Source organism: Bradyrhizobium diazoefficiens (genome assembly GCF_016612535.1).
In the GTDB taxonomy this organism is placed as follows: Bacteria; Pseudomonadota; Alphaproteobacteria; order Rhizobiales; family Xanthobacteraceae; genus Bradyrhizobium; species Bradyrhizobium diazoefficiens_C.
Map to the genome: position 1 here is coordinate 1,287,057 of NZ_JAENXS010000001.1, position 13,332 is coordinate 1,300,388.

Below are 13,332 nucleotides of genomic sequence, written 5' to 3' on the forward strand. Positions count from 1 at the left end.
TTACCGGACAGAAGTAAATGGGCTCTTGGACAATTCAGATAAAATTGGACCTATCTCCCGATTTTGGCTCCGCTACAGTCGGATCGTGCCGTCCGCAATGTGCGCAAATGTCTCGGAATCGAGCGCGACATAGGCGCCGGATTTCAGCTCGAACATGAACAATGGATCGGCCGTCGCGGTCGGATCAAAGCCCTCGCGGGCGAGTTCGCCCTTCTTCTGCTTGAACGTCTCGGTCGCATCGAGCTCGCGCGAGATGCGGACGAAGACCGGGCGGGCATAGGCCGGCAGGCGCTGCGCGAGGTGGACAGGCAAAGCCGCAATATCAAAGCCCTCGTTCACGACAATCGCGCTCATGCCGGCCCGGCCGTCGGCGCCTGGAATGCTGACGCCATAGGTGGTGGCATCGACCACGCCGGTGAAATCGCGCACGGCGTCGTTGACCTCGGAGGTCGCGACGTTCTCGCCCTTCCAGCGGAAGGTGTCGCCGATGCGGTCGACGAAATGGAAGAAACCCCTGTCGTCGAGCCGCATGAGATCGCCGGTCCGGAACCAGGCATCGCCCTTGGCAAAGACGTCGCGAAGAATCTTCCTCTCGGTCTCGCCGGCGTCGGTGTAGCCCTCGAAACGACCCCCGCCCTCGTCGGCCTTGCCGATGCGACCGATGGCCTCGCCGGCCTCACCACGGGCACAGGCGATGCAAAAGCCATCGTCATTGCGCAACGGCGCACCGCTGTCGGGATCGAGCCTGACGAGGCTTGCCGGAAAGCGATGTGCAAGCAGCGGCGGGATGCGGCCGATCGCGCCTGGCTGTCCCTCGACGTTGAACAGTGAGAAATTACCTTCCGTCGCGGCATAAAATTCGAGAATGCGCGGAATGGCGAAGCGGTTCCGGAAATCCTCCCAGATATCTCCGCGCAGGCCATTGCCGCAGACGAGCCGCAGGCGGTGCCGGTTTTCGTATTCCGACGGCGGCGCTTTGAGCAGATAGCGGCAGAGCTCGCCGATATACTGGAACATCGTGCAGTCGTGCCGGACAATGTCGGGCCAGAAGTTCGAGGTCGAAAATTTCTCGGCGATCACCACCGAGCCGCCAGCGGCGAGCATGCTGCAGGGCGCGACGATGCCGCCGACCGAGTGGAACAGCGGCAGACAGTCATAGAGCCGATCTTGCGGGGTGGCGCCGGTGAGGCCGGCGAACCAGAAGCCCCAGTTGAGGATGCGGCGGTGGCTGATGCTGGCGGCCTTCGGCAGGCCTGTCGTTCCGGAGGTGTAGATCAGCAGCGCGCGGTCATCGATGGTGACGTTGCCATGTTCTTCCGGCGAGAGTGGGCCGTCGTCGAGTGCGGCGAGCGCGACATCGATCGCACGCTCGCTGCGGGCATCGCCATGGGTCCAGATTTTGGCTTCGGTCTTCAGATGCGGCGCGGCGCTTCCCAGGATCTCCGTAAGCTCATGCGCGACGATGATGTGCGAGGGCTTTGCCACGTCGACGCAATGCGCGAGCGACTGCCCAACGAGCTTTGTGTTGATCAACGCTACCACGCCGCCGACGCGGCTGATGCCGAGCCAGGCCGCGACATAATCGACGCCGTTCGGCATGATCAGGCCGATCGTGTCTCCCTTGGCGACGCCAACCGAGCGCGCCCAACGCGCATAGCGATTGATGCGCCGCGACAGGCCGTCGTAGTCGAGGCTTGCCTGGTCCGTGGCCAGCGCAACACGATCGGGCTGGCGCCGCGCCCAATCGTCAACGACGTCGGCGAACAACCGCCCCGGCAGCGTCTCGATCCGCGCCGTCAGCTCGATCGCCTTCAGCCAGATCTTTGAGGCCGAAGGTGCGCGCGCGGCTTTGGCTTGCTCGATGACGCCGGTGGTCATGCCGTTCATTCTTTCGGGCAGTATCTGCTTGTTCCCTCAAGCTTAGCCCGCGCGCCCTGCCCAGGTGTTAAGAGACAAGGTAAACCTCGGTTAGCTCTCGATTAACTGCGATCATCCTTTACCAAGCCGACGGGAACGGCGTGCGGCCTGGCGCGATTCTTGCGATAGCAAATCCAGTCATTGGGGCGTGCTGCGCGGATCCCATCGCACCGATCGAGATGAACTGGAGGCCAGGATGATCACCAAGCGACAGTTCCTGCAGACCGCCGCTTGTGCCGCGGCTACGCTCGCGGCGCCTCGTGCCTTTGCGGTCGGCAACCCGCCCTACCCCTCGCGTAGCGTGAAATGGGTGGTGCCGTATGCTCCGGGCGGGGCGACCGACGTGCTGTCGCGGCTGATCTGCCAGCGTCTGTCCGAGCGGTTCGGGCAGACCTTCGTCGTCGAGAACAAGCCCGGCGCCGGCAGCAATATCGGCACGCAGGCTGTGATCACCTCCGCGCCGGACGGATACACGCTGCTGCTGACCTCGACCGCGAACGCGATCAACGCCTCGTTCGATCCTGCGCTGCCATACAATTTCGCCAAGAGCATCGCGCCGATTGCCGGCGTCGCGCGCATTCCGCTGGTGCTGGTCGTCAACAACGATCTGCCGGTGAGGAACGTCGCCGATTTCATCGCCTACGCCAAGGCCAATCCCGGCAAGATGTCGATCGCCTCCTCCGGGATCGGCACCTCGCTGCATCTCTCCGGCGAGCTGTTCAAGTCGACCGCCGGGGTGCAGTTCACTCACGTCCCGTATCGCGGCTCGGCGCCGGGCCTGACCGACGTGATGAGCGGTCAGATCCAGGGCATGTTCGACAACGTCACCTCGTCCTTCGAGCTGGTGTGCGCCGGCAAGCTGCGCGCGCTCGGCGTCACCACGCGCGAGCGCTCAGAGATCCTGCCCGATGTGCCGCCGATCGCGGACACGCTTCCTGGCTACGAGACGTCCTCGTTCTACGGGGTCGGCGCGCCCCATGACACGCCGCGCGAGATCGTCGACCTGCTCAATCGCGAAATCGACACGGTGCTCTCTAACGCAGAGATCAAGGCCCGCATTGCCGAGCTCGGCGCGATCCCGCTACACGGCAGCGCCGGTGAGTTCGGCGGCATGCTGACGGCCGAAACCGACCGCTGGCGCAAGGTGGTGGAGCTATCGGGAATCAAGAAGGAATAGCGGCCGGCGCTAGCCAGTTCTCCTGTGGCGCGGGCGCGGCGGCGCGCTCAGCGGATAATACGGATTGAGATCACAGGTCGCGGCGCGGCCTGCGGTCGTGGCACGGCACTGCGGCAGCGAGGTGAAGGAGCAATCATACCACTCTCCGCCACCACCGCTTGAGCCGGAATAGACGTGCATGCAGACGGGATAGCGCGGGTCGAAGGTCTGGGCCTGCGACGGCGCCGCCGCGAGCAATGCGCCGACCGTCACGATCGGGCGGAACGCGCCACGAATCAAGATATCCGGCCCAAACCGCATCGCAGACCTTCAGTAAACCTTCTTGTGACGCTTGCGCGGCGGTGGCGGCGGCGGTTCGTCGAAGGCGTAATAGGGATTGAGGTCGCAGCTCGCGGAGCGGCCCGAGGCCGAGACCCGGCACTGCGGCAGCGAGGTGAAGGAGCAATCGAAAAAGTCGCCGCCACCGCCAAAACCGCCGGTGGTAAACACGTGCATGCACACAGGATAGCGCGGATCATAGGTCTGGGCGCTGGCATCTGCCGCGACGAACAGCGTGACAATCGCGGTGAGGGTCAGGAGAGGGAGGCGCATCGAACATTTCCTCGAATCGGTGGCACAGCAGGCTGTTATGACATTTCGATATGGCACAACAGCGCGAAAGTAGCGATCGTTCCTCACCATACCTCTCCTGCTTGTGACGCGCGCTCGAAAAAGGCGAGAAACGGCGCCCGGTTCGCGGCAAAGGAAAAAGAGCGCCCCTTACGGCCTGCATAGAACGCATATCTCGCTGCGTGCATCCTTCGACAAAGGTCGCAAGCGTTCGGCGCAGGATTCCTCTCGCAAGCCTCGTCGAAGGGACTAGTCTTCAGTCCGATAACGCTGGCCCAGGACCCTCGAAGTTCTGGAGCATCAACAAGCGAATGGCTGAAGGAAACGCAGATTCGCGCTCGAGCTCTCTCGGGCGCAGCTCCGCTTTGCGCGAGTAGATGCGCTGGCCAGTCGATGGTGTCAGGGCATGCAAGAGAGCTTCTCGTCTCCGTTCATCCGCTATCCGATCGGCACCTCGCTGCTGATGGCGGGCATCCTGTTCGTGGGCCTCGTGGCCTATCCGCTGCTGCCGGTCGCGCCACTGCCGCAGGTCGACTTTCCGACCATTCAGCTCTCGGCGTCGCTCCCCGGCGGCAGCCCGGAAACGATGGCCTCTTCGGTGGCTCAGCCGCTTGAACGCCAGCTCGCGCAGATCCCTGGCATCGCGCAGATGACATCGACCAGTTCGCTGGGCTCGGCGTCGATCACCATCCAGTTCGACCTCAACCGCAAGATCGACGCCGCTGCGAACGACGTGCAGGCCGCAATCAATGCGGCAAGCGGCCAGTTGCCGAAAAACCTGCCCTCGCCACCCACCTATCGCAAGGTCAACCCGGCAGATTCGCCGGTCATGATCCTGTCTGCGACGTCGGACACGCTGCCGCTGACCGTGGTCAGCGACCGCACCGATGCCCAACTCGCGCAGCAGATCAGCCAGATATCCGGTGTCGCGCAAGTGTTCGTCGGCGGGCAGCAGAAACCCTCGGTGCGCATACAGGTCGATCCGGCCAAGCTCGTGGCCAAGGGCCTGTCGCTGGAGGACGTGCGAAGCCAGGTCGCGGCCGCGACCACCGACAGCCCGAAGGGCAATATCGACGGTGCCAGGCGCGCCTACACGATCTACGCCAACGACCAGCTCACCCAGGCTCAGCACTGGCAGGACGTCATCGTCGCCTATCGCAACGGCGCACCGCTGCGGATCCGTGACATCGGCCAGGCCGTGGCAGGGCCGGAGGACATGAAGACGGCGGCATGGGCCGACGGCAAGCGCGGCGTGTTCCTTGTCATTTTCAAGCAGCCCGGCGCCAACGTCATCGAGACCGTCGACCGCATCAAGGCGCAATTGCCGCGGCTGATCGCGGCGATCCCGCCCGCGATCGCAATCAAGATCATCAGCGACCGCACCATCACCATCCGCGCCGCGGTCGAGGACGTGCAAATCACGCTGATGACCACCATCGCACTCGTGGTGATGGTAATCTTCATCTTCCTGCGCAGCTTCTGGGCCACGATCATCCCGAGCATCACCGTGCCGCTGGCGCTGCTGGGAGCCTGCTCGCTGATCTGGGCATTCGGCTATTCGCTGGACAATCTCTCCCTGATGGCGCTGACGATCGCGGTCGGATTCGTGGTGGACGATGCCATCGTGATGCTGGAGAACATCACCCGCTACGTCGAGCATGGCGAGAAGCCGCTAGCTGCGGCCTACAAGGGCGCGGCCGAAATCGGCTTCACCATCGTCTCGATCAGCATCTCGCTGATTGCGGTGCTGATCCCGTTATTGCTGATGGGCGGCATCATCGGCCGGCTGTTCCGCGAATTCGCAGTCACGCTGGCGATGGCGATCCTCGTCTCTCTCGTTGTTTCGCTGACGCTGACGCCGATGATGGCCTCGCGCTTCCTGCGCGCCAATCACGAGGCCCGGCACGGTCGCTTCTATCAATGGAGCGAGCGGATGTTCGAAAGGCTGCTCGGCGCCTATGAGCGCGGGCTCGACGTCGCGCTGCGCCACAGTTTCGTGACGCTTTGCATCTTCTTCGCAACCGTCGCGCTCTCGGTCTACCTCTTCATCCTGATCCCGAAGGGTTTCTTTCCGCAGCAGGACAATGGCTTCCTCACGGCCGTGTCCGAGATGCCCCAGGACATCTCCTTCACGGAGATGAAGCGGCGCCAGGTGGAGCTCAACACCATCGTGCAGGCCGACCCCGCCGTCGATTCGATAGCGATGTTCATCGGCGGCGGCGGCACCGCACTGAACTCGGGACGCATGTACATCACCTTGAAACCGCTGGAGCAGCGTGACGCTGGCGCGCAGCAGATCATCGCGCGGCTGCGGCCCAAGATCGCCAAGGTCGAGGGCGCCAAGCTCTACATGCAGGCCTCGCAGGACGTTCGCCTCGGCGGCCGCGCCACCCGCACCCAGTTCGAATTCACGCTCCAGGACGCCAATCTCGCCGAACTGAACGAATGGGCGCCGAAAATCCTCGACGCGATGAAAACACTACCGCAACTGCGCGACGTCGCGACCGACCAGCAGACCGACGGCACGACGGTTCAGCTCAAGATCAATCGCGACACCGCCGCACGCTACGGCATCCAGCCGCAGCTGATCGACGATACGCTCTATGACGCGTTCGGGCAGCGCCAGGTCGCGCAATACTTCACCCAGACCAACAGCTATCACGTCGTCCTGGAGATCACGCCGGACCTGCAAGGCCAGCTCGGCACGCTCGACAAGCTCTATCTCAAGTCGCCGCTGACCGGCGACGAGGTGCCGCTCTCGGTGTTCTGCAGCTGGACCAATGTGCCTGTGCGACCGCTTGCGATCTCGCATCAGGGCCAATTCCCGTCGGTGACGATCAGCTTCAATCTCGCCGAGGGCGTGGCGCTGGGACAGGCGACCGACGCGGTACTGCACGCGGTCGGCGAGATGCGCGCGCCGCCGGCGCTGGCGACGAGTTTTCAGGGCACCGCGCAGGCATTCCAGCAATCGCTCGGCACCGTGCCGTTACTGATCCTCGCCGCACTGGTCGTGGTCTACCTGATCCTGGGCGTGCTCTACGAGAGCTACATCCACCCCCTGACCATTCTGTCCACACTGCCCTCGGCCGGCGTTGGCGCCGTCGCGATCCTGATGATCTTCGGCTTCGACTTCAGCCTCATTGCGTTGATCGGTGTCATTCTCCTGATCGGCATCGTCAAGAAGAACGGCATCATGATGGTCGATTTCGCCATCGCGGCCGAACGCGAGCAGCATCTCACCCCGGAGCAGTCGATCCGCCAAGCGGCGTTGCTGCGCTTTCGCCCGATCATGATGACGACGATGGCCGCCCTGCTCGGCGGCGTGCCGCTGATGCTCGGAAACGGCACCGGCGCCGAAATCCGCCAGCCGCTCGGCTATGCCATGGTCGGCGGCCTTCTTGTGAGCCAGGCACTGACGCTGTTCACGACCCCGGTCGTCTATCTCTACCTCGACCGCTTCTCCGACCTGCTCTCACGCTGGATGGAGAAGAAGCCGCCGGCCGCCGCAGCGCGCGACGAGCACAAGGATCACGCGGCGGAGTGAGCGCCGCGAAGCGTGGGGCCCATGCTCGGACTACCCGCCGAGTCCCTGCAACACCAACCGGTTCAGCCGTGCGGCAAACGCGGCCGGATCTTCCGGCAGCTCGCCGTCCAGGATCTGCGCCTGTTCGAGCAGGAGCAGGCTGAGGTCGTCGACCGTCGTCGAGCCGGCCTGCGCCCTGGTGATCGCCGTGACCATCGCGTGGCGCAAGTTGATTTCGAGAATCGGCTTGGTGCGCATGCCGCGGTTCTGCTGTGCCAGGATGCGTTCGAGCTCCCGGCTGGGGCCCTGGCTGTCGGCGACGAGGCACGACGCCGAGCTGGTGAGGCGCGTCGAAGCCTTGACGTCGCTGACGCGCTCGCCGAGTGCGGCCTTGATCACCGCGATGGTGGCGGCTTCATCCGCCTCGGGTTCGTCCTGCTTCGCCTCGTTCTTGTCGTCGACCCGCGGGATCAAATCGAGGTTGAGGTCGCCCTGGCTCAGCGACTTCAGCGGTTTGCCCTCGAACTCCGTCGGCATCGAGGTCCAGAAGGCGTCGACCGGATCGGACAGCAGCAGCACCTCGATGCCGCGCGCGGTCGCAGCTTCGAGCCGCGGACTGGACTTCAGCCGCTCGATGCTGTCGCCGACGAGATAGTAGATCTCGGTCTGGTTCGGCTTGAAAGCGGCGACGACGTCCTTGAGCGCACGCTTCTCACCCGTCGTGGTGGTGAAGCGCGCCAGCGCCAGCAGCTTTTCACGCCGCTCGAAATCCTCGTAGATGCCCTCTTTCAGCACCGCACCGAAGGCATCCCAGATTTTTGCGAAGTTTTCGGCGTCCTTGTCGGCGAGGCTTTCGAGCTCGTTAATGACGCGGGTCGCCACGGCTTTGCGGATCTGCGCCAGCTGCGGGTTGTTCTGGAGCATCTCGCGCGAGATGTTGAGCGGAAGATCCTCGCTGTCGACAACGCCGCGGATGAAGCGCAGATAGCCCGGCAACAGATCGGCATCATCAGTGATGAAGACGCGACGGACATAGAGTTTTACGCGGCCTTTTCGGGAGGGTTCAAAGAGGTCGAACGGCTTTGTCGACGGCGCGAACAGCAGCACGGCGTAGGAGTAGCGGCCCTCGGCGCGGTAGTGCAGCGTCATGGCGGGATCGTCGAACGCGGACGCGATCTGATGATAAGCCTTCTTGTAGTCTTCCGCCGAGAGCTCGGATTTCGATCGCTGCCACAGCGCGCTCGCCGAATTGATCTGGCGCGGCTCGCCCTCTTCCGGCGCGAGCTCGATCGGGAACAGGATGTTGTCCGAATAAGCGCCGACAACGCGCTCGATCTCGTAAGTTTCGAGATATTTCTTGGCGTCATCCTTGAGGTGCAGAACGATCTCGGTGCCGCGCGCCACGCGGGCAGCATCGTCCTCGCTCGCGCGCGCGATCTCGAAGCCGGAGCCTCCGGAGGACGTCCAGGTCCAGACGTCGCTCTCGCCGGCACGGCGGCTGACGACCACGATCTTGTCGGCGACCATGAAGGCGGAATAGAAGCCGACCCCGAACTGGCCGATCAGGCCGAGGCCGTCCTTGGCCTCCTTCAGCTTCGACACGAAGGCCTTGGTGCCGGAACGGGCGATGGTGCCGAGATGGTCGATCAGCTCCTGCCGCTCCATACCGATGCCGTTGTCGGCGATCGTCAGCGTTCCGGCCGCCTTGTTCGGGCTGATGCGGATCTTGAGCGCGTCGCCCTCGCCCAGCAGCGCCGGGTTGGCGATCGCCTCATAGCGCAACTTGTCGCAGGCATCCGAGGCGTTGGAGATGAGCTCACGCAGAAAGATGTCGGTCTCCGAATAGACCGAATGCACCATCAGATGCAGAAGCTCGGAAACTTCGGCCTGGAAAGGCTGCGTATGCGTAGCCGTATCGGACATCGTCATGCATTTACCCGGTCAATCGGAGATGGAGAAAGCCGGGATATAACGCGATGGGACAGGGGATCAAGTGCACATACGAAATCGCCCTCGTGGCGAGAGGGCGATTTTCCGGGATCGCCGACGCGGATCAGGTCACGCAGCGGCCGGGCTGCAGCAGTTTTGCGACCTCGGTCAGGGAGCTGACCATGGACTCGCAGGCGATCGTCGGCTTGCGGTCCGGCTTCAGCAGGAAGGGGGCCGGCTTGGCGTTACCGGTCTCGACCGCGGGGACCCGGAGCAGCACGGACGTATCGGCAAGATCGTTCAGTCGCATCGAGACGGTGCGGGTCGGAACCGCCGTCGGCTTCAGGTCGGCGAGCCGGTCAGACTTGCTGGTGCGATTGACATTGTGGCTTGCGACACTGGGACCCGGCTGGTCGGCGACCGCCTCCCAGCGGTCGGAAAGGTCATGGCCGGAAGCCAGCTGCGCAGCGCCGAGCGCGAATGTGATCGCGGCCGCACCCAAAAATGCTTTGTGAATCTGTGACATGTCTGTCGGTCCCTCGCCCCATGGCGATCGCGGGAACAACGCGAGGAGAGGACCGGAGTTTCCCAGAGGTTAAGATCACTTAACCGTGTGTGAAAAGGCTGGGGTGTCCCGCGAAAAATTTGCAACCGCCTGGAACGACTCTCGCGCCAAGGAGTCCTCTCAACAGCCGGCTATTCCCCCCTGCCCCATAAGCCGGCGATGTAGGGCGCGACTGTGGTGATGCCAGTCGCGCCTTACTTTTGTCTGCAGCTCACCTTTGCTTCGAATTATTTGGCCTTCCCCGCCAGCCAATCCCGCCCCTCGCCATAAAGCTTCTCGACCTCGCCACCGTCCAGGCCCGGCATGTCGCGTTTGACCTTGTAGCCGATCAATTCCTGCATGTAGGCGAGGTGGCGGTAGCCTTCGGGCAGCGCGGCCAGCGCCTGCTGGTCGAGGCGGAGGGTCGCTGCGGGATCGACCGGGTCGATCCGGTCCTTCTCGTAGATCGGCTGGCGGCGGACGATGCCCCATCGGCCTTTCCGCTTCTCCAGGAAATCGTAGAAGCGCCCGGTGCAGACGACGTCGCAGATCACGTCGTGCACCAAGGCACGCTGCGAGATGGTCATCTTGGTCTGTGCAATGGCCCGGTCAGCGGCGAGGTCGACGCTGGTGCCACCGAGGAAATGCAGGATGCGCACGCCCTTGGCGAAGCCCTCCTGGCTGACCCGCATGAAATCCCGCGCCGGCCCCTGAAACCAGGTCGCGGACATCCAGCCCTCTTCGTGCCAGACGGTGGCAAAGCGCTCCCAATCGCCGGCGTCGCGCCAGATCGCCCAGTTCTCGACGAGGTCGCGGATAGCGAGGCGATCGAGCAGTTGCTGGTCCATGGACGCGTCTCCAATTGGGGCGATGCGCGAGGTATGAGCGGCGAACGCGACGCCCGTCAAGCGGCTCAAACAGGCACGAAAAATCCGGCGTGCCTTGCAGCACGCCGGATTGGATCGTCATCGTGCCAGACGGCGCGGCCCCTTTAAGTTAAGCCGGCGGTGGCTTCCTCAAGCCGCGGGCGCCTTGGGCGCGCGGTTGCGCGAGTTGCGCTGGAAGAACAGCGCCTGGCTCGCCACCGCCGACACCATCGCGGGCTGGAACGGCTTTGAGATCAGGAACGCCGGCTCAGGCCGCTCGCCGGTGAGGAAGCGCTCCGGATAGGCGGTGATGAACACCACCGGCACCTCGAAGGTGCGGAGCAATTCGTTGACGGCATCCAGGCCCGACGAGCCGTCGGCGAGCTGGATGTCGGCGAGGATCAGGCCCGGCCGCCTGTTCTTGGCCAGCGCCACCGCATCGGCATGGGTGCGCGCGACGCCGACGACGTTGTGGCCGAGATTCTTCACCAGGCTCTCGAGGTCCATGGCGATGAAGGTCTCGTCTTCGATGATCAGCACATCGGTCGCGATCTCGGCCGCCATCTCGCGGCCGGCGCTGTCGGCCAGCCGGCGCGTCTCGGCGACGTCGGTGCCGAGCACGAAGGCGACTTCCTCCTCCGAAAATCCTTCGAGCGAGAGCAGCAGGAAGGCCTGCCGCGGCAGCGGCGTGATGTTGGACAGCCGCCTCTCCGGCGGCATCGGCAGCGTCGCCACCTCGGCATCGTCATTGACGGACACCGAATTCCAGATCTGCGTGAACAGCCGGAACAGGCCGGCACGCGGCCCGTGGCTCTCGTCGAGGACCGACGGATCTCCGAGCATGGCTTCCAACATGGCGGCGACATAGGCGTCGCCGGAGGCCTGGTTGCCCGTCAGGGCGCGCGCATACCGGCGCAACAACGGCAAGTGCTCAGCAACAAGCTGTGAACGGGACATCCCCACTCCATTCGTCTTTGGGCCAAACTTGAAGAACCAGGCGTCACGAGGGGAGGCCCGGGTTCCCCTGCTCGGCTAATGACGCCTCAGGATACAAAAAGTTCCCAGGACGGCGGAACTTTTTGTCTTACCTGGAATTGAACTCGTCCAGGGAACGGCTCCCGGTTGAGAAAACTTCTCGATTTTGCAGTTACTTAACTCGGGGAAACGTGGAACAGGTCATGAAAGATCTCAAGTCTCAAGCCAGCAAAAGCACGACCCCCGGCAAAGGAGGCCTTACTCCGGAGATACAATCCCGGATTGGGCATCAACTGCGCGCGATGTACGACGACGTCGTGCGACAGGGGGTTCCGGACCGGTTCGCGGAACTGATCAAGAAGCTTGATTCGCCGGGAGGCGGGTCTCAGAGCGAGAATGGGGCTGGGGGCTCCAACGACAACAATGGGAGGGACTAATGCCTCTCACGAACTCCCTGCGTGACGACATCCTCGCGGCCGTGCCGAGCCTTCGCGCGTTCGCGATCTCACTCAGCGGCAATGCGGACCGCGCCGACGATCTGGTGCAAGAGACGCTGTTGCGGGCGCTCGCCAACATCGACTCGTTCCAGCCCGGCTCCAACCTGCCGGCCTGGCTGTTCACGATCCTGCGCAACCTGTTCCGCTCCGACTATCGCAAGCGGCGGCGGGAGGTCGAGGATGCCGAGGGCAACTACGCCAAGACCCTGAAGACTCAGCCCTCGCAGAACGCCCATCTCGAATTCGAGGAGTTTCGCGGCGCGCTCGAAAAGCTTCCGCAGGACCAGCGCGAAGCCTTGATCCTGGTCGGCGCCTCCGGCTTCTCCTATGAGGATGCGGCCTCGATCTGCGGCTGTGCGGTCGGCACCATCAAGAGCCGCGTCAACCGCGCGCGCTCGAAGCTCGCCGCGCTGCTCTATGTCGACGGTGCCGAAGACTTCGGACCCGACGAGACCGTGCGCGCCGTGATCGGCGGCAGCGGCGGATAGCGCGTCAATCGACTTAAGGCGACAGCTGTGAAGGCGGCCGTTTGCGCGGCCGTCTTTGCGCGCGCGTGGGCCGCTGATTTTCGCTCGATTACTTCTCGACGAACGTCACCGTGTCGGCGACAGTCGCACGCGAGGTGCGGTAGCTGTTAATCTTGTGCGCATTGTCGGCATAGCCGAACGAGATGCCGCAGACGACGCGGCGATCGTCCGGCAGGTTGAAGTGGCGGCGGATCAGGCCGGAATGGCGCGCCAGCGCGGCCTGCGGAATCGTGCCGAGCCCGAGCGCTTGGGCCGCGAGCATGAAATTGCTGACATAAGCCCCGCAATCGATCGCACCGTAGATGCCGAGCGGCTCATTGGTGTGAATGATCGCCACATGCGGCGCGCCGAAGAAATTATAATTCTCCAGCGCCTGTTTTGCGTAGGCGCTTCTGTCGCCGCGCGCGATGCCGAGCGTGTTGTAGAGCTGGAAACCGCTCTCGCGGCGGCGTTCGAGATAGACGCCGGCATATTCACGTGGCGGCATAAAATCGTAATCGTCGCCGAGGCCGCCAGAGGCCTCCTTGTAGATCAGCTGGCGGAAGCGCTCCTTGGCCCCGCCGCTGGCGATGACGACCTGCCAGGGCTGGCTGTTGCACCAGGACGCAGTGCGTTGCGCCGTCGTCAACACATGCTCGATGGTCGCGCGGTCGACGTCCTTGGGCAGGAAAGCGCGCACGGAGTAGCGCTCGTTGAGGAGCTCTTCGAGCACACCGATGCGGTCTTGGTTCTGGCTCACTTTTGCATCCATGAATTAGCTCGCGCTTC

At 63.7% G+C, this 13,332-nt stretch carries 12 protein-coding genes; 4 read left to right on the plus strand and 8 right to left on the minus strand.

The window, feature by feature from the left end:
- Positions 1–72: 72 nt before the first annotated feature.
- Positions 73–1,887, minus strand: a complete 1,815-nt coding sequence (locus JJE66_RS06135; RefSeq protein WP_200513191.1) for a long-chain-acyl-CoA synthetase — start codon at positions 1,885–1,887, stop codon at positions 73–75.
- 226 nt (positions 1,888–2,113) lie between these two features.
- Between JJE66_RS06135 and JJE66_RS06140 the strand changes: the two genes are divergently transcribed.
- The gene (locus tag JJE66_RS06140; protein WP_200513192.1) at positions 2,114–3,094 is read left to right on the plus strand and encodes a tripartite tricarboxylate transporter substrate binding protein; all 981 of its coding nucleotides are present in this window, start codon (positions 2,114–2,116) and stop codon (positions 3,092–3,094) included.
- Positions 3,095–3,103: 9 nt separating this feature from the next.
- Here the strand turns inward: JJE66_RS06140 and JJE66_RS06145 are convergent, their stop codons facing one another.
- Together JJE66_RS06145 and JJE66_RS06150 are read right to left on the minus strand one after the other, a co-directional pair.
- Entirely contained in the window at positions 3,104–3,394 is a 291-nt protein-coding gene (locus tag JJE66_RS06145) for a DUF3551 domain-containing protein (protein WP_200513193.1), read from the minus strand.
- 9 nt (positions 3,395–3,403) lie between these two features.
- Positions 3,404–3,685 (minus strand): DUF3551 domain-containing protein, encoded by a 282-nt coding sequence (locus JJE66_RS06150; protein ID WP_200513194.1) that lies wholly within the window; start codon positions 3,683–3,685, stop codon positions 3,404–3,406.
- 424 nt (positions 3,686–4,109) lie between these two features.
- Here JJE66_RS06150 and JJE66_RS06155 point away from each other — a divergent pair, with 424 nt between their 5' ends.
- Positions 4,110–7,247 (plus strand): efflux RND transporter permease subunit, encoded by a 3,138-nt coding sequence (locus JJE66_RS06155; RefSeq protein WP_200513195.1) that lies wholly within the window; start codon positions 4,110–4,112, stop codon positions 7,245–7,247.
- A gap of 30 nt (positions 7,248–7,277) precedes the next feature.
- Here JJE66_RS06155 and htpG read toward each other — a convergent pair whose 3' ends face one another.
- From htpG to JJE66_RS06175, 4 genes are all read right to left on the minus strand, one after another.
- Complete coding sequence (gene htpG / locus JJE66_RS06160; protein ID WP_200513196.1) at positions 7,278–9,155, minus strand: molecular chaperone HtpG; 1,878 nt, start codon at positions 9,153–9,155, stop codon at positions 7,278–7,280.
- Between the two features lie 124 nt (positions 9,156–9,279).
- Entirely contained in the window at positions 9,280–9,681 is a 402-nt protein-coding gene (locus tag JJE66_RS06165) for a hypothetical protein (RefSeq protein WP_200513197.1), read from the minus strand.
- 266 nt (positions 9,682–9,947) lie between these two features.
- A complete protein-coding gene (locus JJE66_RS06170; protein WP_200513198.1) occupies positions 9,948–10,547 on the minus strand; it encodes a nuclear transport factor 2 family protein in 600 nt (199 codons plus the stop codon).
- 168 nt (positions 10,548–10,715) lie between these two features.
- Positions 10,716–11,522 carry a response regulator gene (locus tag JJE66_RS06175; RefSeq protein WP_200513199.1) on the minus strand — a complete coding sequence of 269 codons (807 nt, stop codon included), beginning with the start codon at positions 11,520–11,522 and terminating at the stop codon, positions 10,716–10,718.
- A gap of 221 nt (positions 11,523–11,743) precedes the next feature.
- Here JJE66_RS06175 and JJE66_RS06180 point away from each other — a divergent pair, with 221 nt between their 5' ends.
- Complete coding sequence (locus JJE66_RS06180) at positions 11,744–11,977, plus strand: NepR family anti-sigma factor (RefSeq protein WP_200513200.1); 234 nt, start codon at positions 11,744–11,746, stop codon at positions 11,975–11,977.
- Complete coding sequence (locus JJE66_RS06185; protein WP_084292346.1) at positions 11,977–12,525, plus strand: sigma-70 family RNA polymerase sigma factor; 549 nt, start codon at positions 11,977–11,979, stop codon at positions 12,523–12,525. Before JJE66_RS06180 ends, JJE66_RS06185 begins: the two co-directional genes overlap by 1 nt.
- Positions 12,526–12,613: 88 nt before the next feature.
- Here the strand turns inward: JJE66_RS06185 and JJE66_RS06190 are convergent, their stop codons facing one another.
- A complete protein-coding gene (locus JJE66_RS06190) occupies positions 12,614–13,315 on the minus strand; it encodes a nitroreductase (RefSeq protein WP_200513201.1) in 702 nt (233 codons plus the stop codon).
- Positions 13,316–13,332 lie beyond the last annotated feature (17 nt).